Annotated in this window: 25 protein-coding genes and 1 rRNA gene; 20 read left to right on the forward strand and 6 right to left on the reverse strand. The window is 58.3% G+C overall.

Annotation, left to right across the window (positions count from 1 at the left end; all coding sequences use genetic code 11):
- Positions 1-216: 216 nt before the first annotated feature.
- Positions 217-332, forward strand: a 5S ribosomal RNA gene (gene rrf, locus IE061_RS14605).
- Positions 333-496: 164 nt separating this feature from the next.
- On the opposite strand, the gene guaD is transcribed toward rrf, so the two are convergent.
- From guaD to xdhA, 4 genes are read right to left on the reverse strand one after another with little or no spacing between them, the layout of a single operon-like run.
- Entirely contained in the window at positions 497-1,813 is a 1,317-nt protein-coding gene (guaD, locus tag IE061_RS14610; RefSeq protein ID WP_193461917.1) for a guanine deaminase, read from the reverse strand.
- Between the two features lies 1 nt (position 1,814).
- Positions 1,815-2,684 (reverse strand): xanthine dehydrogenase accessory protein XdhC, encoded by an 870-nt coding sequence (gene xdhC / locus IE061_RS14615; protein WP_193461918.1) that lies wholly within the window; start codon positions 2,682-2,684, stop codon positions 1,815-1,817.
- On the reverse strand, positions 2,681-5,104 hold the full coding sequence (gene xdhB, locus IE061_RS14620; protein ID WP_193461919.1) for a xanthine dehydrogenase molybdopterin binding subunit: 2,424 nt from the start codon (positions 5,102-5,104) through the stop codon (positions 2,681-2,683). Before xdhB ends, xdhC begins: the two co-directional genes overlap by 4 nt.
- A complete protein-coding gene (gene xdhA / locus IE061_RS14625) occupies positions 5,088-6,545 on the reverse strand; it encodes a xanthine dehydrogenase small subunit (RefSeq protein WP_193461920.1) in 1,458 nt (485 codons plus the stop codon). Before xdhA ends, xdhB begins: the two co-directional genes overlap by 17 nt.
- A 208-nt stretch (positions 6,546-6,753) precedes the next feature.
- Between xdhA and IE061_RS14630 the strand changes: the two genes are divergently transcribed.
- Genes IE061_RS14630 through hrpB form a run of 3 tightly spaced genes read left to right on the forward strand, consistent with a single transcriptional unit; the run spans position 6,754 to position 9,856 of the window.
- Positions 6,754-7,404, forward strand: coding sequence for a TetR family transcriptional regulator C-terminal domain-containing protein (locus tag IE061_RS14630; protein ID WP_039181886.1), 651 nt, complete (start codon positions 6,754-6,756; stop codon positions 7,402-7,404).
- Between the two features lie 8 nt (positions 7,405-7,412).
- Positions 7,413-7,877: a hypothetical protein gene (locus IE061_RS18260; RefSeq protein WP_308429558.1), complete on the forward strand. Its 465-nt coding sequence runs from the start codon at positions 7,413-7,415 to the stop codon at positions 7,875-7,877.
- Positions 7,763-9,856 (forward strand): ATP-dependent helicase HrpB, encoded by a 2,094-nt coding sequence (gene hrpB / locus IE061_RS14635; RefSeq protein WP_308429559.1) that lies wholly within the window; start codon positions 7,763-7,765, stop codon positions 9,854-9,856. Before IE061_RS18260 ends, hrpB begins: the two co-directional genes overlap by 115 nt.
- A gap of 21 nt (positions 9,857-9,877) precedes the next feature.
- On the opposite strand, the gene IE061_RS14640 is transcribed toward hrpB, so the two are convergent.
- Positions 9,878-10,090 (reverse strand): hypothetical protein, encoded by a 213-nt coding sequence (locus tag IE061_RS14640; protein ID WP_096922917.1) that lies wholly within the window; start codon positions 10,088-10,090, stop codon positions 9,878-9,880.
- A gap of 240 nt (positions 10,091-10,330) precedes the next feature.
- On the opposite strand from IE061_RS14640, the gene IE061_RS14645 reads away from it, so the two are divergent.
- The 5 genes from IE061_RS14645 (at position 10,331) to IE061_RS14665 (ending at position 14,921) form a co-directional block, all read left to right on the forward strand.
- Positions 10,331-10,504 carry a DUF2970 domain-containing protein gene (locus IE061_RS14645; RefSeq protein WP_084123813.1) on the forward strand — a complete coding sequence of 58 codons (174 nt, stop codon included), beginning with the start codon at positions 10,331-10,333 and terminating at the stop codon, positions 10,502-10,504.
- A 124-nt stretch (positions 10,505-10,628) separates the two neighbouring features.
- Positions 10,629-11,747: a cytochrome c oxidase subunit II gene (gene coxB / locus IE061_RS14650; RefSeq protein ID WP_039181877.1), complete on the forward strand. Its 1,119-nt coding sequence runs from the start codon at positions 10,629-10,631 to the stop codon at positions 11,745-11,747.
- Between the two features lie 45 nt (positions 11,748-11,792).
- Positions 11,793-13,451 carry a cytochrome c oxidase subunit I gene (gene ctaD / locus IE061_RS14655; protein ID WP_039181874.1) on the forward strand — a complete coding sequence of 553 codons (1,659 nt, stop codon included), beginning with the start codon at positions 11,793-11,795 and terminating at the stop codon, positions 13,449-13,451.
- Between the two features lie 28 nt (positions 13,452-13,479).
- Positions 13,480-14,064: a cytochrome c oxidase assembly protein gene (locus IE061_RS14660; protein WP_039181871.1), complete on the forward strand. Its 585-nt coding sequence runs from the start codon at positions 13,480-13,482 to the stop codon at positions 14,062-14,064.
- On the forward strand, positions 14,061-14,921 hold the full coding sequence (locus IE061_RS14665; RefSeq protein WP_039181869.1) for a cytochrome c oxidase subunit 3: 861 nt from the start codon (positions 14,061-14,063) through the stop codon (positions 14,919-14,921). The genes IE061_RS14660 and IE061_RS14665 overlap by 4 nt, the downstream gene beginning before the upstream one ends.
- A gap of 4 nt (positions 14,922-14,925) precedes the next feature.
- On the opposite strand, the gene IE061_RS14670 is transcribed toward IE061_RS14665, so the two are convergent.
- Positions 14,926-15,117: a DUF2909 domain-containing protein gene (locus IE061_RS14670; protein ID WP_039181867.1), complete on the reverse strand. Its 192-nt coding sequence runs from the start codon at positions 15,115-15,117 to the stop codon at positions 14,926-14,928.
- Here IE061_RS14670 and IE061_RS14675 point away from each other — a divergent pair.
- The 11 genes from IE061_RS14675 to pheS all read left to right on the forward strand — a co-directional run bounded on the left by IE061_RS14675 (position 15,116) and on the right by pheS (position 24,603).
- The gene (locus tag IE061_RS14675) at positions 15,116-15,820 is read left to right on the forward strand and encodes an SURF1 family protein (RefSeq protein ID WP_096922918.1); all 705 of its coding nucleotides are present in this window, start codon (positions 15,116-15,118) and stop codon (positions 15,818-15,820) included. The two genes, IE061_RS14670 and IE061_RS14675, sit on opposite strands and share 2 nt — an antisense overlap.
- Before the next feature lie 4 nt (positions 15,821-15,824).
- The gene (locus IE061_RS14680; RefSeq protein ID WP_096922919.1) at positions 15,825-16,328 is read left to right on the forward strand and encodes a hypothetical protein; all 504 of its coding nucleotides are present in this window, start codon (positions 15,825-15,827) and stop codon (positions 16,326-16,328) included.
- 37 nt (positions 16,329-16,365) lie between these two features.
- On the forward strand, positions 16,366-17,418 hold the full coding sequence (locus IE061_RS14685; protein ID WP_193461921.1) for a COX15/CtaA family protein: 1,053 nt from the start codon (positions 16,366-16,368) through the stop codon (positions 17,416-17,418).
- 47 nt (positions 17,419-17,465) lie between these two features.
- Positions 17,466-18,389 (forward strand): heme o synthase, encoded by a 924-nt coding sequence (locus IE061_RS14690; protein WP_096922921.1) that lies wholly within the window; start codon positions 17,466-17,468, stop codon positions 18,387-18,389.
- A gap of 91 nt (positions 18,390-18,480) precedes the next feature.
- Entirely contained in the window at positions 18,481-18,948 is a 468-nt protein-coding gene (locus IE061_RS14695; protein WP_144984616.1) for a DUF2489 domain-containing protein, read from the forward strand.
- 244 nt (positions 18,949-19,192) lie between these two features.
- Complete coding sequence (locus IE061_RS14700) at positions 19,193-20,062, forward strand: OmpA family protein (protein WP_039181848.1); 870 nt, start codon at positions 19,193-19,195, stop codon at positions 20,060-20,062.
- Positions 20,063-20,268: 206 nt separating this feature from the next.
- Complete coding sequence (gene thrS / locus IE061_RS14705; RefSeq protein WP_193461922.1) at positions 20,269-22,191, forward strand: threonine--tRNA ligase; 1,923 nt, start codon at positions 20,269-20,271, stop codon at positions 22,189-22,191.
- A 12-nt stretch (positions 22,192-22,203) separates the two neighbouring features.
- On the forward strand, positions 22,204-22,743 hold the full coding sequence (infC, locus tag IE061_RS14710; RefSeq protein WP_081135803.1) for a translation initiation factor IF-3: 540 nt from the start codon (positions 22,204-22,206) through the stop codon (positions 22,741-22,743).
- 81 nt (positions 22,744-22,824) lie between these two features.
- Positions 22,825-23,019, forward strand: coding sequence for a 50S ribosomal protein L35 (gene rpmI, locus IE061_RS14715; protein WP_039181842.1), 195 nt, complete (start codon positions 22,825-22,827; stop codon positions 23,017-23,019).
- Positions 23,020-23,072: 53 nt separating this feature from the next.
- Entirely contained in the window at positions 23,073-23,426 is a 354-nt protein-coding gene (rplT, locus tag IE061_RS14720) for a 50S ribosomal protein L20 (RefSeq protein WP_009097607.1), read from the forward strand.
- A 157-nt stretch (positions 23,427-23,583) separates the two neighbouring features.
- A complete protein-coding gene (pheS, locus tag IE061_RS14725; protein WP_039181837.1) occupies positions 23,584-24,603 on the forward strand; it encodes a phenylalanine--tRNA ligase subunit alpha in 1,020 nt (339 codons plus the stop codon).
- Positions 24,604-24,605 lie beyond the last annotated feature (2 nt).

The raw sequence follows: 24,605 nt of genomic DNA on the forward strand, positions 1-24,605 counted from the left end.
ACGGTGTGGAAGCGCTGCAAGGCGTTGAGCTAACGTGTACTAATGGCCCGTGAGGCTTGACCCTATAACACCCAAGGGGTCTGGTCGTGATGATAACGAGGAGTGCGAACGCACTCGAAACACCGGATACGTCGCAGTGAGCCCAAGTGCTTGCTGACAAGAGACGCACACAATACACGTCAAAACACCTCAGCATGATATGCATTACCTGCTACGCCTGACGACCATAGCACGCGTGAACCACCTGATCCCATGCCGAACTCAGAAGTGAAACCGCTTAGCGCCGATGGTAGTGTGGGGTCTCCCCATGTGAGAGTAGGTCATCGTCAGGCACTTATCCCGTAGAAAGCCCCGAACACACTGTGTTCGGGGCTTTTTGCTATGCGTTAAATTTGTCGTGGGAAGGGGCGTCGAGAAACGTTGGTTGGGAAAATTCCTGAGCAAAAAAACACCCAGCCTGTGGCTGGGTGAGAGTGACTTTACAAGAGATCGGTTGCTAGGCGTCTCTGCGGTGTTGGCATACGCCTCCGGCCCAGGTTTCATAGACAGCGCGGTCATCGGCGAGCATCATCAATGCAAATAGCCGTTCACCGAGGGTGGTGCAGTGCTGGCTACGTCGCTGTAGCAGTGACGTGGCGTCAGGGTCGATCACGACAAAGTCAGCTTCGTAGGAAGGGGCCAACTGTCCAATGTGGCTATCCAGAGAGAGGGCTTTGGCGTTGCCGTGGGTGAGGCCATAAAATCCTTGCCAGGCGGTCAGAGGCTGACCACGCAGTTGGCCTACCTGGTAGGCACTTTTCAAGGTGCCGAAGCCTGAAAGATCCGTGCCTGCGCCAATGTCGCTGGCATAGGTAAATGCCATGCCCGTCTCTCGGGCAGCGTCTCGGTCGAACAGGCCGCTACCCAGGAACAGGTTGGAGCTGGGGCAAAAGGCGATATTGGCGCCGCGCTCTGCCAACCGTTGGCGCATGCCGTTGTCCAAATGAATACCGTGGGCAAAGGTGCTGCGTGGGCCGACGAGTCCTGCTTCTTCGTAAACGGCCAAATAGTCTCGACTGCCGGGAAACAGTTCCGCCACCCAGTCCAGCTCTCCGCTGTTCTCGGCGAGGTGGGTCTGCAGCCATAGGGTGGGGGCATTGCGCAGCAGGGCACCTGCCGCGTCCATTTGGGCTCTGGTCGAGGTGGGCGCAAAACGCGGGGTAACGCTGTAACCGAGGCGCTGATTCCCATGCCAGTCCTCGATGAGCCGCTCTGTGTCGGAGATGCCCGAGACGCCATCCATCAAGGCATCGGGGGCATTGCGATCCATCAGTACCTTGCCTACCAGCATGCGCAGCTGTCGCTTTTGGCAGGCTGCAAAAAAGGCATCCACGGAGCCTGGGTGGCTCGAGCCAAACACTTGCGCGGTGGTGGTACCTGCGCGCAGCATTTCGCTCAAGAACGCTTCCGATAACGCCTTGGCGTGATCATGATTGGCGAACTGGCACTCGGCTGGAAACGTGTAGTCATTCAGCCAATCCAGCAGTTGGCGCCCATAAGAGGCCATGATGTCCAACTGGACATAGTGGACGTGAGTATCGATGAATCCTGGCATGATGAGCTTGCCGCGATGGTCGATCACTTCCGCTGCTTTCGGCAACTGATCAACCAGGTCGGCATAATGCCCCGCTGCATGGATATGCCCACCCTTCAGCCACAAGAGGCCGTCAGCGTAGTGTTCCAGACTGCCAGGGTGGGGCAGGTTGCCATCGCCGGGGTCATTGGGAAAGCTGATCAATTCAGCGCGGATAAGCGTATCGGTGGGCAAGGTCATATCAACTCGAGTGCGTTGCAGTAGGGGCAAAAAGCGCGCGTAGCGTAGCGCTATCCAGGCCACGGGTCTCGGTGGCATAGGGTTGGTCGGTCAACCAGAGTAATTCCGTCACCACGCTCAGCGCGATGGCGTAGGGGGTTTTATTGCTGAGCTTGGTATCCCTGACCGAGCCGATGGGGCAGCGCACGCGCTGCAGTATCGGCTGGTCGACACCTGCTCGGGAAAGGCGCCCTTTGAAGCTCGCCCACTTGCTGTCGGAGCCTATCAGCCCAATGGACACAATATCGGCGCGCTCCAGCAACCCCTTGATCAAGGCATAATCCTCATCATGATCGTGGGTCATGACCAGAGCATGGGTGCCAAGGGGTAAGCCTGCCACCGTCTCTCCAACGTCGCCTAGCAAATGACAACTCAAGCGTGCACGAGGGACATCTGACTGGAAAGCATCGGCGCGGCTGTCATACCAATCGAGCTGCCAAGGCAGAGGAGCGCTGAGTTTGACGATCTCGCGTCCGACATGCCCCGCGCCGAACAGGGCAATGTGAGCGGTGGCGCCCAGAAATACTTCCAGCAGGACGTTGACCAGCCCGCCACAGCACTGCCCGCTACGACCGCCCAGCGAAAAGGATTCCAGTGAGAACCCCGCTTGGCGCTGGCTCAATAGGGAGCGAGCCTGCTGAATGGTCTGCCACTCGAAGGTGCCGCCGCCCAGCGTATCGAAGACAGCGTGTTCGGTAATCACCATACGTGCGCCAGGCTCACGGGGCGTGGAGCCTGCGCTGGTCATCTGGGTGGCCAAGACATGAGGCGTGCCGTGGCGTTGACAATGGTCGAGGGCGGCGTGCCAAGTCATGGGCATTTCATGGGTCATAAGGCACTTTTCCGAATGGCATGCGCCGCCAGCATGACGCGCTCGGGCGTGGCCGGGGTATCCAGACGCGGTGAGCTGCGGTAGTCATCCAGGCTGGCGAGGGCATCGCGCAAGGCTGACCAGACGCATATCCCCAGCATGAAGGGCGGCTCACCCACCGCTTTGGAGCGGTACAGGCTGGCCATGGAGTTAGGGTGTCCTTCCAGCAGTTCGACATTGAAGACGCTGGGCAGATCACCAAAGGTAGGAATCTTGTAGGTCGCTGGACCATCGCTGACCAGCGTCCCTTCACTGTTCCATTTGAGCTCTTCGCTGGTCAGCCAGCCCATGCCTTGGATGAACCCGCCTTCTACCTGACCAATATCGATGGCTGGGTTGAGCGAGTTGCCCACATCATGAAGTATGTCGACACGGTCGACCTGATACTCGCCGGTCAAAGTGTCGACGCTGACCTCCGCCGCGGCCGCGCCAAAGGCGTAATAATAAAATGGGCGGCCTTGGCCAGTTGCGCGATTGTAATGAATCAGTGGCGTCGCGTAGAAGCCTTTCTCGGACAGCGAAACCCGGTGTAGATATGCCGTCTGCACCAGCTCGCCCCAGGGAATGCGGCGTTCACTTTCGCCGATGCCTGCGATGAGCATGCCGTCCCTCAGCTCCATGCCTTCACGATCCAGCCCACCCTCGAAGTGGTTGGCGGCAAAATCGAACAGACGCTCACGCAGTTTGATGGCAGCATCGCGGGCGGCCATGCCGTTCAAATCCGCACCGCTGGAGGCTGCCGTGGGGGAAGTGTTCGGCACCTTGTCCGTTCGTGTGGCGCTGATGCGTACGCTCTCCAGGTCCAGCCCCAGTTCCAGAGCCACCACCTGGCAGATCTTGGTGTGCAGGCCTTGCCCCATTTCAGTGCCGCCGTGGTTGATCAGGATGCTGCCATCGGTATAGACGTGTAGCAGTGCGCCGGCCTGGTTGAGGTGCTGGGCGGTGAAGGAGATGCCGAACTTGACGGGTGTCAGTGCCAGTCCTTTCTTGATGACGGAGCTGGAGGCATTGAAATCCCGTATCTGCTGTCGACGCGTCCAGTACTCGCTGCGTTGCTCGAGGCGCTCGACGAGCGTATGAAGCAACTGCTTCTGGTCGACCTGTTGCCCGTAATGGGTCATGTCGCGTTCTGGGCGGTAAAAGTTGCGCTTGCGGATGGTCAGCGGGTCTTCACCGACATGGCGGGCAATATCGTCCATGGCCGCTTCGATGATCATCATGCCCTGGGGGCCGCCAAATCCGCGAAAAGCGGTGTTCGACGCAGTGTGGGTGCGGGCTCGGTGGCCGGTGACACGGGCATTGCCCAGTGAGTAGGCATTGTCTGCGTGAAACATGGCGCGGTCGACGATGGCATCGGAAAGATCGGGAGAGTAGCCGCAGTCGCCGATCACGGTAATGTCGCTGCCTTGAATCACTCCCTGTGAATCGATGGCCAGCCGATAGCGGTTGTGAAAGGGGTGGCGCTTGCCAGTGGCGCGCATGTCGTCACGTCTGGGTAGGCGAAGACGCGTGGCCTTGCCGGTGCGTCGTGCGATGAGGGCAGCAATGCAGGCCCAGGGGGATGCCTGGGTTTCCTTGCCTCCAAAACCACCCCCCATGCGCCGTACTTCCACCGTGACGGCATGAAACGGGATACCCAGCACTTCGGCAACCAGCTTTTGGGTTTCACTGGGGTGCTGGTTGGAGGTATGTACCATGACGCCTTCGTCTTCGCTCGGAATGACGACGCAGGCCTGGCCCTCCAGGTAGAAGTGCTCTTGTCCACCAATGAACAGCGCGCCTTCCAGCACGTGTTCGGCTTGCTCCAGTGTGGCCTGCCAGTCACCACGCTGCTGGGTGTGGCTGGGACGAACGAACTCCTGTTGAGCAGCGGCTTGAACGGCATCCAGCTGTGCTGGCAGCTTGTCGATCTGCACATTGGCAAGCAGCATCGCGTGACGCGCCGCACTCAGGGAAGTGGCAGCCACGGCGAACAGGCACTGCCCTGAATAGCTGATCTCGCGCTCGACGAAGATAGGGTCGCCAGGGAAGACCGGGCCGATGTCCGTGTGGCCAGGCACGTCGTGGAATGTGATCACGTCGACCACGCCGGGGGCGGTGCGAACGGCCTCCAGGTCGAGGTGCGTCAAGGTTCCGTGGGCCACGGGTGAGAGCCCCAGAGCCACGTGTAAAGCATCAGCAGGTGTCTTGAGGTCGTCGATATAGAGCGCTTTCCCCGTCACATGTTTTTCGGCGCTCTCATGAAAGCTGGAGGACCCCGCCTGGCGCTGTCCGCTGCTGTCCACGGTATGGCGTGCCAAGGGTGCCGCGCCATGTATACGCTGGTCGAGCTCATGCCGGGCCCGGCGACTGTCGTTGTCGAGTTTAGTGAGCGTACGCATGCAACATGACCTCCTGTTCTGGTGATGATAGCGACAAGTAGAGTCGTTCCAGCAGATTGGCGGCCGCCAACTGACGATACTGCTGGCTGCCTCGCACGTCACTCATGGGCTCGAACTCATCTTGCAGCGCTTGCCGGGCCGCTTGAAAGGCCTGTTTGCCTACCCTTTGCCCTTCCAGCGCGGCCTCCGTTGCCGGAGCGCGCCGGGGCGTGGCGGCCATTCCGCCGAAGGCGATGCGCACGTCGCTTAACTTGCCGTCCTGCAGGCGGTAGCTAAAGGCACCCAGAACGGCAGAGATATCGTCTTCACGGCGTTTTGAGAGCTTCCACACTCTGAGAGAAGCACTCTTCTCCAGAGCGGGAATAAAGATACGTGTGATGACTTCATCGGCAGCCAGCGCCGTTTTTTTGTAATCGATAAAGAACGCTTGCAGCGGCAAGCAGCGGGTACCCGCATGGCTGGCAAGTTCGAGGTGGGCGCCGAGTGCCAGGAGCACGGGTGGGGTATCGCCAATGGGAGATGCATTGGCGATATTGCCGCCCAGGGTTCCCCGGTTACGCACTTGTTCCGAGCCCAGCCGGTGGAGCAGGTGCGCGAAAGCGGGGAAGTGTGTTGCCAGCAGCGGAGCAAGCCGCGAATAGGTCACCGCCGCGCCGACCCACCATCCTTCCTGCCCCTGAAAGGTCGCTGGCGAGATCATGCTCAGTTCGGGCACGCGAGTGGTATCGATCAGTTGATCCAGTGCGGCCAGGCGCTGGGTCGTTTCCAGCCATAGGTCCGTGGCGCCGGCGACCAACCTGGCATTGGGCAGATCACGCCGCAGCGCTGTCAGTTCGCTCAGGGAGCTCGGCTGAGCAAATAGCGGACCTTCCTGAAAGGCTTGTGTGGAGCTGTCGCCATCCTGAGAGTCAGCAAGCGTCGCATCCCACCATTGAGGTGGCTGCCAGTCGCTGGCGTGCATGGTCAGCGCGGCATCACGAATCGGGCGATAGCCCGTGCAGCGGCAAAGGTTGCCACCCAGCGCGGCTTCCAGACGCTCGGGCGTCAAGGGGGCAGGTTGGCGCTGCTGCTGCGTATGCAAACTGAACAGCGACATGACGATGCCCGGCGTACAGAAACCGCACTGGCTGCCGTGGCAGTCGATCATGGCGCGCTGCGCAGGGTGCAAGGAGTTGCCCTGTGAAAGGCCTTCCACAGTGACGAGATGCTGACCGTGCAGTTGGTGGGCCGGCGTAATGCACGCATTGACCGTCAGGAACGGTGGCTGATCGGGGTCGCTGCTTTTCAAGGCGACTGTGCAAGCGCCGCAGTCGCCGGAAGCGCAGCCCTCTTTTGTGCCCGTGGCCCCCAAATGGTCGCGTAACAGCGTTAGAATACTGGTCTCAGGGGGCACTCGACACTGTTGACGGGTGCCATTGAGCAGAAACTCAATCGTTGCCATGCCAAACTCCGTTATGATTGTTCTGACCGATTGGTCAATAATGGTGAGCTTGGGACAAAAAAGCGTGGCTTGCAAGACTTTGTTGTCAGCGCGTTTTGATGCCCTGAAACGATGCATAAAGAGCGAAAATGCCCCTTTTTGCAGCGTTGTCCGATGTTGGGCCTGAGCTGATCGGCACAACCCGAGCCTATATCAAGGAGCTTACTCAATGACGCTTGATACCGCTAACCATGAGAGCGCCAGCAGGGATCGCATCGAGCAGACGATATTGAGTGCCGCCGAACAGGTGTTTGCTCAGCATGGTTATCGCGGAGCCAGCCTGCAGTCGATTGCTGACGTCGCTGGTTTGCCCAAGGCCAATATCCTCTATTACATGGGGAGCAAACAGGCGCTCTATGTGCGACTACTGAATCGCATGATGAAGCGCTGGAACGCGGTGCTGGAGGACATTACCCCCGCGAGTGACCCGGCAGCCGTATTGAGCGATTTTATTCGCACCAAAATGGTGCTTGGTCAGCGCTATCCCGAGGGTTCCAAGCTGTTTGCGGCTGAAATCCTGGGGGGCGCACCTTTTCTGAAAGATTACCTGAACGGTGAGCTGAGAGAGTGGGTCAGCAGCCGTGCCGCCATCATGCGAGAGTGGTCGCGACAGGGGAAGATGGATGATGTGGATCCTCGCTGGCTGATTTTTCTGATCTGGTCATCCACCCAGCACTATACCGAGTACAGTGCTCAGGTGAACGGCATTCTCGGCCAGGAGGCACTGGCCGAGGAGGACATCGACGCTATTTGTCGCTTCCTGGAGCATGTGATCTTGAAAGGCTGTGGCATAGAGCGCCCAGTCGTATCGATTGCATGAGTTCGACCATGCCTGAGCTGCCCATCGAGCAACACCTGGCGTCGATCGAAGACGCTCTGGACACCCACTCTCGCCTCATTCTGGTGGCGCAGCCCGGCGCGGGCAAGACCACCCGCGTGCCGTTGCGGCTCATCGAGCGCCCTTGGGCGCGTGGCCAGCGCCTGCTGATGCTCGAACCTCGGCGGGTGGCGGCCAGGCTGGCGGCAACTTACATGGCCGCTCAGTTGGGTGAGCCGGTGGGTAAGCGTATTGGCTATCGCATGCGCGGTGATCAACGGGTGGGGCCTGACACGCAGCTGGAAGTGATCACTCAGGGGGTGCTGACGCGCATGCTGCAGGATGACCCGCTGCTGGAGGGGTGGCCGGCATTCTCTTCGATGAGTTTCATGAACGCAGTATCGAGTCCGACCTGGGTCTGGCGCTGGCAATGGACGTGCAGCAAAGCATTCGTGACGATCTCCGCCTGGTGGTGATGTCCGCGACGCTGGATATAGAGGCGCTGCGTACCTTGCTGGGCGAGCATACTCCGGTGATCGAGAGCAGTGGCCGCGCCTTTCCGGTCACCACGCTATATCGGCCACCTGTTGGCGGTGAGACCGCCGCCATGGCGGCGCGCAGCGTCGTGGAGGAAGCCGTGGCGCTGGACGATGCCCAGGACATATTGGTCATCTTGCCCGGCGTGGCGGACATCCGCCGGCTCGCTCAGGCGCTGGCGGCTTCATCGCTGACGCTGGATATTCGCACGCTGCATGGCGGCATGACGCTGGATGCTCAACAAGCGGCACTTAGCCCTGGTACGCAGCGGCGGGTGATCATTTCCACCTCGATCACCGAATCGAGCCTGACGGTCGACGGCGTCAACGTCGTCATTGACGCAGGCCTTGAACGGGTGCCCGAGTTCAGTGCCCAAACGGGGCTTACGCGGTTGACTACCCGTCGCGTCAATCGTGCCAGCGCCGACCAGCGGCGTGGGCGCGCGGGTCGCCAGCAATCAGGCTACTGCTATCGTCTGTGGGCACAGGACCAGCCACTGGTTGCGCACCGTGAACCCGAGATGCTGCAGGCCGATCTCTCGCGGCTGGCGCTGGAACTGGCGCTATGGGGTGTCAATGCACCCGACGCGCTGGCCTGGCTATCTCCACCCCCCAAGGGCGCATGGCAGAGCGCGCGCGATCTTCTCCAGCGGCTAGCGCTGCTCGATCAGGCCGGCGGTCTGACACCGCTGGGGCAGCAGTGCGGTACCTTGCCGGTGGAGCCTCGCCTGGCCGCGATGCTGGTGCGCTCCAAGGCTGGAGAAAATACCGCGCTGGCCTGTGCGTTGGCAGCGCTGCTGGAGGGCCGGGAGCGTCTTGAGGGAACATTGCAGGAAGCCCTGGCCGCTCGGCTGAAAACACCTTCTGCATTCCCAATCTGGCACCAGGAAGTCAAGCGTCTGGCGGCGCTGATAGGATGCACGGTGCCGTCACGCCTTGATCTTGAGCCTGTGGGTGAGCTGCTTGCGGTGGCGTTTCCTGACCGAGTGGCCCAGCTCATGAACCTCGGGCGTTTCAAGCTGGCCAATGGCAAGACGGCAACGCTATCGCCGCAGCACACGTTGGCCAACGAGCCGTATCTGGTGGCCGTTCACCTCGACAGCGCTAGCCGTGATGCACCGATCCAGAGGGCAGTGCCCCTCTCCGAACAGGCTTTGCGAGCCCTTTATCCGGCGACGGCGAGGTGGCACGAACGAGTTGCCTGGCAAGAGCCGCCAGGCAAGCTGGTGGCCGAAACGGTGCAGTGTCACGGTGAGCTGGTATTGGCGGCACGCCCGCTACAGACGCTGCCCGCCGCCGCTGCCGAACAAGCGCTGATGAGCGCTTTGCAGCGCCGCCCTTCAGCCTTGCTGAATGACGAGGTCAGGCGCTTGCAGGGGCGCATGGCGCTGCTCAAGCGTACTTTCCCTAGGCAATGGCCCGACTGGTCCGATGCTGCGTTGGTGGATGATCTGGACGAGTGGCTGGCGCCTTACGTGGCCGGTATGACTCGGCTGGCACAAGTCGAAAAACTGCCTTTCGCGCGGTGCCTGCTGGATACGCTGACCTGGGAAGCGCAGAGTGCGTTGGCACGTCTGGCGCCTATCGGCCTCACCGCGCCGAGCGGTAACACGATTACGCTGGACTATCTTCCCTGCCTGGAGGGCAGGCCGCCGGTGCTGGCATTGAAGCTGCAGGAGGCCTTTGGCTGGCAAGAAACACCGACCGTGGCCGAAGGGCAAGTGGCCGTGATGATTCACCTGCTGTCACCGGCCCGACGCCCTCTGCAGGTAACCCAGGACTTGCGCAGCTTCTGGCTGACCGGCTACCCGGAGGTGAGAAAAGAGATGCGCGGGCGGTATCCAAAGCACCCGTGGCCGGAAGACCCCTTGACGGCGCAAGCCACGGCACTGACCAAGCGCCGCTTGGGCAACGCTTGAAGGTCAGTCAAAGCGTGCTCTTTACTCTTGTGCAGGTTCCGGTACTTCTCCAGGGCGTTGATAGCGTACGCCGTCCGCGCGAGGTTCTTCGTAACGCTTGTTCTCATCTTCGGAAACCACCCCAAAGACCGTTTCCTGAGAGCCATCCGGCCATGTGTAAGTGGTACAGCCCGCCAGGCTCGACAGACCAAGAATAAAAACGAAACCAGACAGCGTGATACGACGCTTGGGCATGAAAAGCTCCCTGAAAATGGCACATGCTCATGAAAAAGGGTGACGACGAGTGCTGCGTAGTGTGAAGCGCACCGCCACTGCTCGCAAGCTAATTTCAATGGTGTCGATGCAGCAATGGAGATGATGGTCGGTGGCGGGCATGTTCACCTTGTGTCTATGCTGGGATATCAGTCAGGTGTCCTTGTAAAAGGGCGCCAGGAAGACGCCCAGGCGGTTGAGTGCAGAAGGTGGGGAGGGGATATGTGGTCAGTCTTGAAGTCGGTACTGGCAGCCCTGATCGGGGTGCAGAATGATCGGCAGCGCAGGCAGGACTTCTCCAGCGAGCGACCTGCGGCGTTCATTGTGACGGGGGTCGTCGTCACGCTCCTGTTCGTACTGGCGATTGCCTGGTTGGCCAAGTGGGTCGCCGGATGAAACGTTGAGGCAAATCACGCAAGGTTTGCGTGACGAATGGCATTTGTTTTCTATACTGAGATTGACGTCTTAATCCTGCTTTAATAAAAGCATGGCGAGAACAACAATAATAAAGGAGGTTTCTATGCCCCCAGTGTGGCGATGGCTACTACTTCCCTCATCGAGTCTTGCCGTCGCGTCAGCGGCGTCGGCCAATAGTTGGAATATGCCGGTGGGTGTCACGGACGTCAGCCGTGATATCTTCAATCTGCATATGACCATTTTTTGGATCTGCGTCGTCATTGGCGTCGTGGTGTTTGGCGTCATGTTCTACTCGCTGTTTCGCTATCGCCACGCCAAGGGAGCCAAAGCAGCCCATTTTCACGAGCACACCACGGTGGAAGTGTTGTGGACGGCCATTCCCGTGCTGATTCTGGTCGGTATGGCGATTCCCGCCACCGCTACGCTCAAGAACATGTATGACGCCTCGGAAGCCGACCTGGATGTGATGATCACCGGCCAGCAGTGGCGCTGGCGCTACGAATACCTGGGCGAAGACGTTGCCTTCAACTCCAACATGAGCACCCCTTGGGAGCAGATCCGCGGGCAGGAGGAGCGAGGAGAGCACTATCTGCTCGACGTGGACGAACCCCTGGTCTTGCCAATCAATCGCAAAGTGCGCTTTCTGATGACCTCAGACGATGTCATCCACTCCTGGTGGGTGCCCGAGCTGGCGGTCAAGCAGGACACGATTCCCGGCTTCATCAATGAAAACTGGGTGCAGATCAATACACCCGGTATTTATCGCGGACAGTGTGCCGAACTCTGTGGTGTCAATCATGGCTTCATGCCTGTCGTGGTACATGCCATGGAAGAAGAGGAATTCGATGCCTGGCTGGTAGAGCGGCGTGAAGCGGCCGAGCAGGAGGCCATGGGCGTCGACCGTGAATGGGAAATGGAGGAACTGATGGCCAGAGGGGAAGCGGTGTACCGCGCCATCTGTTCTTCTTGCCATCAAGCCGAAGGGCAAGGGGCGATGCCGGCCTTCCCTGCATTGGCCGGTAATGATCAGTTGATCGAAGACCTGGATTGGCATATCGACAGGATCGTCAATGGGGTCTCTGGCGCGGCGATGCCTGCCTTCCGGGCAACTCTGAACCCCGTTGAAATTGCCGCAGTGGTCACCTATACCCGCAATGCCTGGGGAAATGACACGGGTGAAACGGTACAGCCTGCAGCCATTGCTGAGCTGATAGCCCAATAACTCCACGTTTCTACCCATAACAACGAAAAGCAGGCGGAGAAGCTCATGGCGCCCCAACTACCCCCTCAGCATCCGTTGCAGCATAGCTCTACCACTCACGCTGGCACTCATGCCAGCGCCGGTTCTGCCCACCATGAGCATGCGCATCACCCGAAAGGACTCATGCGCTGGCTATTGACCACCAATCACAAGGAGATCGGTACGCTCTATCTGATCTTCTCGCTGACCATGTTCTTCATTGGGGGCATCTTTGCACTGGTGGTCAGGGCAGAGCTTTTTCAACCAGGACTGCAGCTGGTACAGCCCGAGTTCTTCAATCAGATGACCACCATGCATGGCTTGATCATGGTGTTCGCAGCCGTCATGCCTGCCTTCACGGGACTGGCCAACTGGATGATCCCGCTACAGATTGGAGCGCCTGACATGGCGCTTCCTCGGCTCAACAACTTCAGCTTCTGGCTGCTGCCCGTCGCCTTCACGCTCCTGCTTTCAACACTGTTCATGCCGGGCGGCGGGCCCAATTTTGGCTGGACCTTCTATGCGCCCTTGTCCACTACCTACGCGCCACCCTCCACGACCTTCTTCATCCTGGCCCTGCACATCGCCGGTATCAGCTCCATTCTGGGGGCGATCAACATCATCGCCACCATCCTCAACATGCGTGCCCCCGGTATGCGCATGATGGACATGCCGCTGTTCGTCTGGACATGGCTCATTACCGCTTTTCTTCTGATTGCCGTCATGCCCGTGCTGGCGGGGGTGATTACCATGATGCTCATGGATATCAATTTCGGAACCAGCTTCTTCGATGCCTCGGGGGGCGGTGACCCGGTGCTGTTCCAACACCTGTTCTGGTTCTTTGGGCACCCCGAGGTCTACATCATGATTCTGCCAGCCTTCGGTATCGTGTCGGCGATCATTCCAACCTTTGCGCGCAAGCGTCTGTTTGGCTATGCCTCCATGGTGTATGCCACGGGAGCCATTGCGCTGCTCTCGTTTCTGGTATGGGCGCACCACATGTTCGTGGTGGGCTTGCCGTTGGCGGCAGAACTCTTCTTCATGTACACCACCATGCTGATCGCCGTGCCAACCGGCGTGAAGGTATTCAACTGGGTAACCACGCTATTTCGAGGCTCCATCAGCTTCGAGCCACCCATGCTGTTTGCACTGGCATTCGTGGTGCTGTTCACCATCGGTGGTTTTTCCGGGCTGATGCTGGCCATTGCACCGGCCGACTTTCAATACCATGACACGTACTTCGTGGTCGCTCATTTTCACTATGTGCTCGTGCCGGGGGCCATCTTTGCCATCATGGCAGGCGTGTACTACTGGCTGCCCAAATGGACCGGCCACTATCCCAACGAGCGTTTGGCTCAGTGCCATTTCTGGTGCTCGATCATTGGGGTCAACCTGACCTTTTTCCCCATGCATTTTGCCGGGCTGGCGGGCATGCCCAGACGGATTCCCGACTATGCGCTGCAGTTCGCCGACTTCAACCTGCTGTCCAGCATCGGCGCGTTCTTCTTCGGTTTCTCTCAACTGCTGTTCGTGCTGGTCGTCGTACTGTGTGTCAAGGGGGGTAAAAAAGCACCGGCCAAGGCTTGGGAAGGGGCTGAGGATCTGGAATGGAGTGTGCCTAGCCCGGCGCCACTGCATACCTTTGAGACGCCACCTGTCTTTCAACGCCATCAGGCACATGATTAGTCATGCGTAGTCGGGGGAGGGCTCCAAGATGGCCATCAGCAGTGCAGAGCAAACGGTAGCCGTTCGGCGTACGGTCATTCGCACCACGGCAGTGCTGGTGGGGATGTTTGCCTTCGCCTTTGCCTTGGTCCCGCTTTACGACGTTTTCTGCCGTATCACAGGGCTGAATGGCAAGGTGGATACGACCGCCCAGGCCATCGTTCACGAAGAGGTGGACACGTCGCGTTTCATCACGGTCCAGTTCATTACTCGTGGCAGCGCGGGGTTGCCCTGGCAGATGAGTGTTGCCACGCGCCAGATGCGTGTGCATCCCGGGCAAACTGCCGAGGTCGATTTCACGTTCACCAATAATAGCCAAGCCCAGAGCTGGGGGCGTGCCGTGCCTAGCGTATCGCCTTCCAACGCCACGACACACCTTCGCAAGGTCAGCTGTTTCTGCTTTCAAGAGCAGCAGCTGCAAGGCCAGGAACGGCTGACCATACCGCTGGTATTTCAACTCGCCCGGGATCTGCCAGCGGACATCAATACGATTACGCTGGTGTACACCCTCTATCCCGTTCATCACGTCGCACTGAGTGACCCTTATGACAATGCCTCAGGAGGCAGCATATGAGCAGCGGCAGCTATTACGTACCTGCGACCAGCCGATGGCCAGTATTGGGCTCGATTGCGTTGGGTGTGATGATGATCGGTGCCGGTATTCAACTGGTCTATGGCACCGGTATGCCAGTCTTGGCGGTTGGATTGGTGGCCGTGGTGGCGGTCATGGGTCTCTGGTTCCGAGATGTCGTGCATGAGTCGATGGGCGGTTTGTACGATGCCCAGATGGATCGCTCGTTTCGCTGGGGGATGGGGTGGTTCATTTTTTCGGAAGTGATGTTCTTTGCAGCTTTCTTCGGGGCGCTTTTCTACGTCCGAACGTTTGCGCTTCCGTGGTTGGGCGGTGAGGGTGCCAAAGGTGTATCGGCGCTGCTATGGCCTGGTTTCATTCCCGAGTGGCCGCTGTTGAACCCTCCTGATGCCGCCGTGTCAGGGCCCCATGGCGTGCTGAGCCCATGGCAGTTGCCGCTGGTGAATACGTTGCTGCTGGTCACATCGAGCATCACCCTGACGGTCGCTCATGAAGCGCTCAAGCTGGGTTATCGAGCAACATGTCGGAATTGGCTGGCGGCAACGGTCGGTCTGGGCATTTGCTTCATCGTCATTCAGGGGGTCGAGTACTACGAAGCCTACCACCATTACGGGATTACCCTGGAAGCCGGTATCTTTGGCGCGACTTTTTTCATTCTCACGGGCTTTCATGGTCTACACGTGATCATTGGCACACTGATTCTGGCCACCATGCTGGTCAGAATCATCAAGGGACATTTCGCCAATGAGCAGCATTTTGGTTTCGAAGCTTCGTGCTGGTATTGGCATTTTGTCGATGTGGTGTGGGTAGGGCTGTTCATCTTTGTCTATGTGCTTTAATGCGTCAGCCCAGTTCGCCGGACCAGAAGCCAAAAATGAGCAATGCCATGAGCAGACAGCCCAGGCCGACACGCCACTTCAGCGAGGTCAGAAGGCGCCGTGAAGCGCCGTGGTCTCGCAATAAAAAACCAGCACCTGCGGCGAGGCTGGCCACCATGCCTATGAATACCAATGCGATCAGTAGCTTGAGTGCCATGCGTCGACGCTCCCGTGTTACCTTGCGGTTATGTGTATGGGGTTGTTTTTGGACCGTGGTGGTCGTTGCTGGTGTGCTGTTAGGACTATGGCAGTGGGAGCGTGCTGCTGACAAGCAGCGATCGCTTGACCAGCGTGCCGCAGCCCCCTCCCTGGTGTCACCGGTCAGTGAGCCAGTCGAGGGCGCAACGTTGCGCCTGCAGGGCGAATATCTGGCGGCGAACACGCTCTATCTCGATAACCGTATCCTCAATGGCCGCCTGGGCGTTGCCGTGCTGACCCCCTTGCGTGACGAGCATGGTCAGCTCTGGCTGATTCAACGTGGGTTCATGGAAACCGGCAGCAGCCGAGAGCCACCGGTTTCGGCGACACCAGCAGGCCTGGTGCAGGTCATCGGCGAGTGGCAGGTGGCGCATTCGGATGGTCTCGTCTATGGCAATAATCTGGAAGGGGTGAGGCTGCAACGGCTCGACCTGGCTCCCTGGACGTCCGCACTTGGCGAGTTCCGTTTTGCCGGATGGGTGCATGCTCAGGAGGGCGATGGTGTCTTGTCCCCCTGGTGGGAAGCCAATGTCGTGCCACCGGCTCGCCATCAGGCTTATGCGTTTCAGTGGTGGGGCCTGGCGTTGGCGGCTCTGGCGGTAATGCTGATCGGGGGCCACCGCCTCATGAATGACCCTCGGGTCGCGAGAATCAGGAGTTAACCCGATGTCCTCCAGCGCAAAGCGTTTTCCTCGTCTTATCCTGATGTTACTGTTCGTTGCGTTTGCCGCGCCAGTGGTGATCGCATGGGTCATGGTGACATGGCGCATCGGTATACCTTCCCATTACACCGCTCATGGCGATGTTTCCGTGACTGCGCCACCACTGGAGGAGTGGCCACTAACGTCTAGACTTGAGCCTGGTGAGCAGTGGATGCTGGTGTTCGAGTGCGTGGAGCCCTGTGAAGCAAGACAGGATGAACTGTGGCGTTTGCACCGCGCGCTCGGACGGGAGGCAGGGCGCTTGCAACGCATCAGGATCGGCGGCGACTTGCAGATATTGCCTGGGGAGGCGGCTACGACATGGCACACCTTGCCCACTTGGCGTGGTGAGCAACGAGTCTGGGTGCTGGACCCCGCAGGCCGCCCAGCGCTGGCCTATCACACAACGGCCACTGCGTCAGACATGCTCAAAGATATCAGGCACTTGTTCAAAGTGAATGCTCTGTAATTTTCTCCCGGCGACTGAACAGCCGTAAGGACACGTGATGATTCATTCCGATAAGCACCGTTTGCGCCTGCTGGTAGCGTTGAGCCTGTCAGGCACGCTATTGACGATGCTGGTCATTCTGGTGGGGGCTTGGACTCGCTTGGTGGATGCTGGGCTAGGGTGCCCCGATTGGCCTGGTTGCTATGGGCGATTGCTGGTGCCTGATAGCGAGCATGCGGCACTGCGTCATCCGGATGTGCCGCTCGACCCGTTCAAGGCCTGGGTCGAGATGGGGCACCGCTATGTCGCCAGTTTTCTCGGGCTGCTGGTGATCGGAACGCTGCTTCTGGGGTGGCCATTGAGGCGCCGAGAAGGCTACCCGTGGAAGGTAAGCGTCGCGCTACTGGCAGTGATCCTCATCCAAGGCGCGTTTGGCGCATTTACCGTGACCTTGAAGCTCTGGCCACAGGTGGTCACGCTGCACTTGTTGGGCGGGCTGAGTGTGTTGATGCTGTTTTTCTGGCTTCATCTGCGTATCCGGCGGTCGGCAAAAGGGGTGTTGGCGTCTCCCCGAAAGCCAAGCCTGCTTTGGCTGCTGGCTGGGGCGGCGCTGGTGCTGCAATTGGCACTGGGGGGCTGGGTAACGAGCAATTATGCCGGCATTGCGTGCCAAGGGTTTCCCACCTGCAACACCCAGTGGTGGCCTGAAATGGATTTGAGCGAAGGGTTTCATCTGACCCAGACCGTGGGCCCCAATTATTTGCATGGTCAACTGCATGCCGATGCGCGCACTGCCATTCACGTGGTACACCGTTTAGGTGCGTTGCTGCTGGGTATCGTGCTGTTGGCGCTCTGGTGGCGCTATCGCCGCCAGAGTGAGGTCGTGGGTGCCTTGTCCATGGTCGTGTTGCTGTATGTATTACAGGCAGGGTTGGGTGTTGCCAATGTGTTGCTTTGGCTGCCGTTGTGGCTGGCGTTGCTGCATACCGCTGGCGCAGTGCTGTTGTGCCTGGGGCTGGGGTGGGCCTGGTGGCGCTACCGTTACACGCCTGAGGGATCATACGCAGAGCAGGTTCTCGATGGCCAGCCGTCATACGCGCAAGCCCGGTAATCCAATGATTGACCTTGAAAACAATAACAATCCATCAGGTGATCACTATGCGATACGCAACACTGGATAGCACCTTGCCCGCCGTGCGCTGGGGAGTATTGAAAGAGCTGGTGTTACTGTGCAAGCTCAACGTGGTAGTCGTCATGTTGGTATGTACGGCCGTAGGCATGGCGCTATCGACACCAGGGGTGCCGCCACTGAAAGCGGTCATCTACGGCCTTCTGGGGGTCGGGTTGGCCTCCAGTGGGGCCGCCGCGTTCAACCATATCATCGACCGCCATCTGGATGCTGTGATGACGCGTACGTCAAGGCGGCCGTTGGCGGCACACCGCTTGCCTGTCTGGGTGGCCGTGCTATGGGCCGTGGGGCTCTCGGTGGCGGGCATTGGACTGCTTGCCTGGCAGGTGAATACGCTAGTGGCTGCGCTGACGCTGGCATCCTTGGTGGGTTACGCCGTGCTTTATACCGCGTACCTCAAGCGTGCCACGCCGCAAAATATCGTCATTGGTGGTGTGGCAGGGGCCTCGCCGCCGCTGCTTGGGTGGGTCGCCGTGACGGGCAGCGTATCAGCAGAGCCCTTGCTGCTGATGTTGATCATCTTCGTATGGACACCGCCGCATTTCTGGTCGTTGGCTATCCACAAGCGTGACGATTACGCCCGAGCCGGCATCCCCATGTTGCCCGTGACGCATGGCGTCGTGTTTACGCAACTGCAGATCTGGCTCTACAGCTGGTTGACGGTTGCCGCATCACTTTTGCCGGTTGTCGTCGGGATGAGTGGCTGGGTCTATCTTGTGATTGCCGTAGCGCTCAATGCGCGGTTCATTTATTGGAGCTGGCGCGTATGGAAAGGGGATGACCAAGAAGCGCCGCTGCTTGCCTTCTGGTTTTCCATTCGTTACCTGCTGGGACTGTTTGGCGCGCTCTTGTTGGACCATTATACTTTTCTGCTGCCCTCGGCCCTTGGGTAGCGAGGACGAGCAAATGACAAAATTGGTCTACGCTGTAGAAAACGGTGTACAATTTTCGTTAAACTATTTCACGGCTGAATGAAGAGGTTTCATGAGCTCTACCGTTGCACTACTGTTGCTGGCTGTCGCGTTGATGGTGATTGCCGGGCTTGGGGGCTATGCGTATTCCCTGCGCAAGGAGGTAAAGCGTCGGGAAGCTTTTCGTATCGAGGAAGAGCAGCGTGCTCAGCAGAACAGCCTTGAAAATCTGGATTACGTCGTAAGCGCGCTGGTGCAGGAGCAGGTGGATATCACCGAAGGCTCTTGGCGGTGTAAGGTGCTGCTGGAAATCGTTGATCCTAGTCTTGCAGAAAGGCCAGAATTTCAAGCATTTGCCGAAGTCTACAACCGGACGCGGCATCTCAAGACCCATTCTGCTCGCAAGCAATTGACGCCCCGAGAGCGGATGCGTGAAGACAAGGAACGGCTCGAAGTGGAAGCTGAAATGCGACCTGCGGTGCTTGCCGCTGCCGCTGCTGTGATCCAGTGGCGAGCCAAAGGTTCCAAGGCGTTACACTGATTTTTAGTGTCATTGGTGTCAGCTTTGCTATGCTAAACACGTTGGTATTGGCAAGAAGTTGATATCACGGCATTGTTGCCTTCTAACGCTGAAACGTTAATGATAGGCACCTCGTTCGATTTCATGATGCGCTCCGGCGCCCATCCTGAAGAAGAACAGCGAAAAATGGATGCTCTCGCTAAAAGAAGCATTAGATAGATTTGGTCACAGACCATATCAGCATTGGATCAAGAAGGAGTCTTGCATGAAAAAATCAACAACTGGCTTGCTAATCGGTTCTGCCCTCGTAGTAGGCCTCTCTGGCTGCGCCAGCTCTGCCTCTCAGTCTTCTGGTCAGGCGAGTGCAAGCAGTGACCGTAGCTGGTACCAGCATCCCGCCGTATGTGGACTTGCTGGCGGCCTGATCGGTGGCAGCATTGGCTACGCGACTAGCGGCAGCTCTGACGAAGAGAGCGGCGCTGCCACTGGCTTCGCAGCTGGCGCTGCCATCGGTGGTCTGCTGTGTGCCGACCACACCCCTGAGCCGGTTGCACCGCAGTGCCCGAGCTATGGTGAAGTGCCTGCAGGCGTGGCAGTTGACGCTGAAGGCTGCCCGCTGGACTCAGACGGTGACGGCGTGCCGGATTACCGTGACCAGTGCCCGGGTACCCCAGCTGGTGTGGCAGTAGACGCCAATGGCTGTCCGCTGGACTCCGACGGTGACGGCGTGCCGGATTACCGTGACCAGTGCCCTGATACCCCCGCGGGTGTTGCCGTGAACGCGCTGGGTTGCCCGGAAAGCCTGGTACTGCGTGATGTCAACTTCGAGTTCGACTCCGCACAGCTGACTGCCAATGCACAGCAAGTGTTGAACGGTGTTGCCGAGCGTCTGGTCAACAACCCTGACGTACGTGTCAGCATCGAAGGCCACACCGACTCACGTGGTGCTGCCGAGTACAACCAGAACCTGTCTCAGCGTCGTGCCGAGTCCGTGGCTGCCTACCTTGCCCAGCGTGGCGTAGAAGCTAACCGCATGCGTGCTGTAGGTTACGGCGAAGAGCGTCCTGTTGCGACCAACGACACTGACGAAGGTCGTGCGCAGAACCGTCGCGTAGAACTGGATGAGTGGAACTAATCTCTTGTCGGTATGATGCTCCTTGACAGGCCACATGTGTGGCGCTGAAAGAGAGTAAAAGAACGGGAGGCCATGGGCCTCCCGTTTTATTTTATGAAGTGCCAAAGTCTGTTAGGCTGTCGGCCGGTTTCGAGCCCGTTTTTCTACCGTTGATAGCGAAATGTGATCCCTGGTATGGATCACCACTGCGCTCAAGGAATATTTGAATGCCCATAGTGACACTGCCTGACGGCAGCCAGAGAACATTTGATAGCCCCCTTTCCATCATGCAGCTGGCAGAGTCCATTGGTCCTGGTTTAGCCAAGGCCTGCGTGGCGGGCAAGATCGATGGGGTGCTGGTGGACGCAGCGGATATCATCGAGCAGGATGCCGATGTTTCCATCATCACGGCGCGGGACGACGAGGGGTTGGAGATCATCCGCCATTCATGTGCCCACCTGATCGGCCATGCCGTGAAGCAGCTCTACCCCAGCGCCAAGATGGCGATTGGCCCGGTTATCGATGATGGTTTCTACTACGATATCGATTTTGGTCAATCCGTGACGCCAGAAGATCTGGAGGCGATCGAGAAGCGCATGCAGGCGCTGATCGACCAGGAGTACGACGTAATACGTGAATACGTCGATAGTGCCAAGGCCATGGCCACCTTCGAAGAGCGTGACGAGCCCTACAAACAGGAAATCGTCCGTGATATTCCGGAAGGTGCTGCGATTCGCCTGTATCATCATGAAGAGTACACGGACATGTGCCGGGGGCCGCACGTGCCGAATACCCGGCACCTGAAAGCCTTCAAGTTGACCAAGCTGGCGGGCGCTTACTGGCGCGGCGACGCTTCCAACCCGATGCTCACGCGTATTTACGGCACGGCTTGGGGCGATAAGAAACAGCTCAAGGCTTACTTGCAGCGCTTGGAGGAAGCCGAGAAGCGTGACCACCGTAAATTGGCGCGCAAGATGGACCTCTTCCACCTGCAGGAAGAAGCTCCCGGTATGGTTTTTTGGCATCCCAATGGCTGGACCATGTACCAGGCCTTGGAAGAGTACATGCGTAACGTACAGCGGGCGCATGGTTATCAGGAGATCAAGACACCCCAGGTGGTCGATCTCTCGCTGTGGAAAAAATCAGGCCACTGGGGTCACTACAGTGAGCTGATGTTCACCACCGAGTCCGAAAAGCGTGAGTACGCGGTCAAGCCGATGAACTGCCCTTGCCATGTGCAGGTGTTCAACCAGGGGCTGAAGAGCTACCGCGACCTGCCTTTGCGTCTGGCCGAGTTTGGCAGCTGCCATCGTAATGAACCCTCTGGTTCACTGCATGGTCTGATGCGGGTGCGTGGGTTTACCCAGGACGATGCGCACATCTTCTGTACCGAAAAGCAGATTCAGGCAGAGGCCGAAGCGTTCATTGCGCTGACGCTGCAAGTCTACAAAACGCTTGGATTCGACGAGGTAGAGCTCAAACTGTCCACGCGTCCTGAAGACTTCCTTGGCGAAGCAGAAATGTGGGATCGAGCCGAGCAGGGCCTGGAAGCTGCCTTGAATGCCACGGGACTTGCGTGGGAGTTGCAGCCAGGCGAAGGGGCGTTTTACGGTCCCAAGATCGAGTTTGCGCTGCGCGACTGCCTGAATCGAGTATGGCAGTGCGGTACCTTGCAGTTGGACTTCAATCTTCCGGGCCGCTTGGGTGCTCAGTACGTGGATGAAGACGGTGCGCGCAAGACGCCGGTCATGCTTCATCGTGCCATTCTGGGCTCTTTCGAACGTTTCCTGGGTATTTTGATTGAGCACTATGCCGGTGCTATGCCATTATGGTTGGCCCCGCAGCAAGCGGTGTTGATGACGATTACCGATGCACAGCGCGATTTTGCTCTGGAAGTAGAGCGTCGGCTGCAAAAAATTGGCTTGCGGGTCAAGGCGGACTTGAGGAACGAGAAGATCGGCTTTAAAATCCGTGAGCATACATTACAGAAAGTTCCCTATCTCCTGGTGGTAGGAGATAAGGAAGTAGAAGCTGACTCAGTGGCCGTGCGTACTCGCAGCGGCGAAAATCTCGGCACCATGACCATCGACGAATTCATCGAAAGGTTCAGTGAAGAGAGAGCAGCCCTGGCGACATCGTCAATTGCCTAAGGAGACAGAGCAATCAAGCGAAGCAATCAGCGCGGGCGTCCACAAGATAAACGCCCACCAATGAACGAGCGGATCACCGAAGAAGAAGTACGTTTAATCGATGCCGAAGGCGAGCAGTTGGGCGTAGTGCCCACCTCCGAGGCTCTTGAGCGTGCAGAAGCGGCAGGTCTGGATCTCGTGCAAATCTCGAATGCCGACCCCATCGTCTGCAAGATCATGGACTACGGCAAATTCGTTTTTGAGACCAAGAAGCAGAAAGCGGCTCAAAAGAAAAAGCAGAAGCAAATCCAGGTCAAGGAAGTCAAATTCCGTCCTGGCACCGACGAGGGCGATTATCAGGTCAAGCTTAAAAACCTGATTCGCTTCCTGGAAGGTGGTGACAAGGGTAAGGTCACATTGCGCTTCCGTGGTCGTGAAATGGCGCATCAGGACATCGGTCGCAAGCTGATGGAGCGGATCGCGGCAGACCTGGAAGAGATCGGAGCGGTGGAGTCTTTCCCGAAAATGGAAGGCCGCCAGATGATCATGATCCTTGCCCCGAAAAAGAAGTGATCCAACGGCGTTGTTAACGGGCCAGCGCATTTGCGCTGGTCGGCCCTGGGTTTTCTAAAAAATATCGAGCGGAGTTATCTCATGCCGAAAATCAAAAGCAACAGCGGCGCTGCCAAGCGCTTCAAAAAGACCGCTAACGGCTTCAAGCACAAGCAGTCTTTCCGTAGCCACATCTTGACCAAGAAGTCGACCAAGCGTAAGCGTCAGCTGCGTGGCATGAAGCAAGTGCATGCTTCCGACAAAGCGCTGATTCAGCGCATGCTGCCGAACCTGTAAGGTCGAATTTTCTTATCTGAGCACCGTCTCAGTCATAAAGTCAGGAGTGTGTTATGACCCGTGTTAAGCGTGGCGTAGTTGCCCGTCGTCGCCATAAAAAAGTTCTGAAGCAGGCTAAAGGTTACTACGGTGCCCGTTCGCGTGTTTTCCGCGTAGCCAAGCAGGCTGTCATCAAGGCCGGTCAGTATGCCTACCGTGACCGTCGCAACCGCAAGCGCCAATTCCGCGCTCTGTGGATTCAGCGTATCAACGCTGGTGCACGTATCAACGGCATGTCTTACAGCCGCTTCGTAGGTGGCCTGAAGAAAGCCGGTATTGAAATCGACCGTAAAGTATTGGCCGACCTGGCTGTACACGAGAAAGCCGCATTTGCTGCTATCGTGGAAAAAGCCAAGGCTGCCCAATAAGGCATTTTTCACTGGGCTAGCCCAGCGTGAAATGCCCGTGGTCATTTCAGTGTGACCCATGCAGGGGAAGAGCAGCCGCTCTTCCCCTGTTTTTTTGTCACCTTCAACATGCCTGCCATCCCCGTGGATGGAGCCGCTTAATTCGGAGTGAAATCGGATGGACCACCTTCCTACTCTGGTGTCTGAGGCCCGCGAAGCTATCCAGGCTGCGCAGAGTGTCTCGTCGCTGGATGAGTTGCGCGTACGTTACCTGGGCAAGAAAGGCGAAGTGACTGCCTTGCTGAAAGGGTTGGGTAAGCTATCGGCCGAAGAGCGACCTGCCGCAGGTGAGCAGATCAACCAGGCCAAGCAGACCCTGTCGGCGGAAATCGATAGCAAGCGCCAGCAGCTGGAAAATGCCGCCCTGGATGCGCGCCTGGCAGCAGAGCGGATCGATGTCACTCTGCCAGGGCGTGGGCAAGCCAGCGGAGGGCTGCACCCCGTGACGCGAACGCTGGAGCGTATCGAGGGGCTGTTTACCAGAATTGGCTACGATGTTGCGGTAGGGCCTGAAATCGAAGACGACTACCATAATTTCGAAGCACTCAACATTCCTGCCCATCATCCTGCGCGCGGCATGGCGGATACGTTTTACTTCGATGCGACGCGGTTGCTGCGTACCCATACCTCGCCGGTGCAAGTGCGTACCATGAAAAGTAGTGAGCCGCCCATCCGGATCGTTTGTCCGGGGCGCGTTTATCGTAGCGATTCTGACCTGACCCACACGCCCATGTTCCACCAGGTAGAAGGGCTGCTGGTGGATGAGGGCGTCAGTTTTGCCGACTTGAAAGGCACTATCGAAGACTTCCTGCAGGCGTTTTTCGAGCGTGACGACTTGTCAGTTCGCTTTCGTCCTTCCTACTTCCCGTTCACCGAACCCTCGGCGGAAGTCGATATTCAGTGCGTGATGTGCAGCGGTGAAGGGTGTCGTGTCTGTTCTCACAGTGGCTGGCTGGAAGTCATGGGTTGCGGCATGGTGCACCCTGAGGTGTTTCGTCATTCGGGGATCGATACCGAGCGCTATACCGGGTTTGCATTTGGCATGGGCGCCGAGCGTCTGGCCATGTTGCGCTATGGGGTCAATGATCTACGCCTATTTTTCGAGAACGATTTGCGCTTCCTGCGCCAATTCACCTGATA

This window comes from Vreelandella hamiltonii (genome assembly GCF_014651795.1).
Classification (GTDB): Bacteria; Pseudomonadota; Gammaproteobacteria; order Pseudomonadales; family Halomonadaceae; genus Vreelandella; species Vreelandella hamiltonii.

Coding starts and splice junctions, on each gene's coding strand:
- guaD (WP_193461917.1), bottom strand. CDS start 1,813: ATGACCTTGCCCACCGATACGCTTATCCGCGCTGAATTGATCAGCTTT.
- xdhC (WP_193461918.1), bottom strand. CDS start 2,684: ATGACCCATGAAATGCCCATGACTTGGCACGCCGCCCTCGACCATTGT.
- xdhB (WP_193461919.1), bottom strand. CDS start 5,104: ATGCGTACGCTCACTAAACTCGACAACGACAGTCGCCGGGCCCGGCAT.
- xdhA (WP_193461920.1), bottom strand. CDS start 6,545: ATGGCAACGATTGAGTTTCTGCTCAATGGCACCCGTCAACAGTGTCGA.
- IE061_RS14630 (WP_039181886.1), top strand. CDS start 6,754: ATGACGCTTGATACCGCTAACCATGAGAGCGCCAGCAGGGATCGCATC.
- IE061_RS18260 (WP_308429558.1), top strand. CDS start 7,413: ATGCCTGAGCTGCCCATCGAGCAACACCTGGCGTCGATCGAAGACGCT.
- IE061_RS14640 (WP_096922917.1), bottom strand. CDS start 10,090: ATGCCCAAGCGTCGTATCACGCTGTCTGGTTTCGTTTTTATTCTTGGT.
- IE061_RS14645 (WP_084123813.1), top strand. CDS start 10,331: ATGTGGTCAGTCTTGAAGTCGGTACTGGCAGCCCTGATCGGGGTGCAG.
- coxB (WP_039181877.1), top strand. CDS start 10,629: ATGCCCCCAGTGTGGCGATGGCTACTACTTCCCTCATCGAGTCTTGCC.
- ctaD (WP_039181874.1), top strand. CDS start 11,793: ATGGCGCCCCAACTACCCCCTCAGCATCCGTTGCAGCATAGCTCTACC.
- IE061_RS14660 (WP_039181871.1), top strand. CDS start 13,480: ATGGCCATCAGCAGTGCAGAGCAAACGGTAGCCGTTCGGCGTACGGTC.
- IE061_RS14665 (WP_039181869.1), top strand. CDS start 14,061: ATGAGCAGCGGCAGCTATTACGTACCTGCGACCAGCCGATGGCCAGTA.
- IE061_RS14675 (WP_096922918.1), top strand. CDS start 15,116: ATGCGTCGACGCTCCCGTGTTACCTTGCGGTTATGTGTATGGGGTTGT.
- IE061_RS14670 (WP_039181867.1), bottom strand. CDS start 15,117: ATGGCACTCAAGCTACTGATCGCATTGGTATTCATAGGCATGGTGGCC.
- IE061_RS14680 (WP_096922919.1), top strand. CDS start 15,825: ATGTCCTCCAGCGCAAAGCGTTTTCCTCGTCTTATCCTGATGTTACTG.
- IE061_RS14685 (WP_193461921.1), top strand. CDS start 16,366: ATGATTCATTCCGATAAGCACCGTTTGCGCCTGCTGGTAGCGTTGAGC.
- IE061_RS14690 (WP_096922921.1), top strand. CDS start 17,466: ATGCGATACGCAACACTGGATAGCACCTTGCCCGCCGTGCGCTGGGGA.
- IE061_RS14695 (WP_144984616.1), top strand. CDS start 18,481: ATGAGCTCTACCGTTGCACTACTGTTGCTGGCTGTCGCGTTGATGGTG.
- IE061_RS14700 (WP_039181848.1), top strand. CDS start 19,193: ATGAAAAAATCAACAACTGGCTTGCTAATCGGTTCTGCCCTCGTAGTA.
- thrS (WP_193461922.1), top strand. CDS start 20,269: ATGCCCATAGTGACACTGCCTGACGGCAGCCAGAGAACATTTGATAGC.
- rpmI (WP_039181842.1), top strand. CDS start 22,825: ATGCCGAAAATCAAAAGCAACAGCGGCGCTGCCAAGCGCTTCAAAAAG.
- rplT (WP_009097607.1), top strand. CDS start 23,073: ATGACCCGTGTTAAGCGTGGCGTAGTTGCCCGTCGTCGCCATAAAAAA.
- pheS (WP_039181837.1), top strand. CDS start 23,584: ATGGACCACCTTCCTACTCTGGTGTCTGAGGCCCGCGAAGCTATCCAG.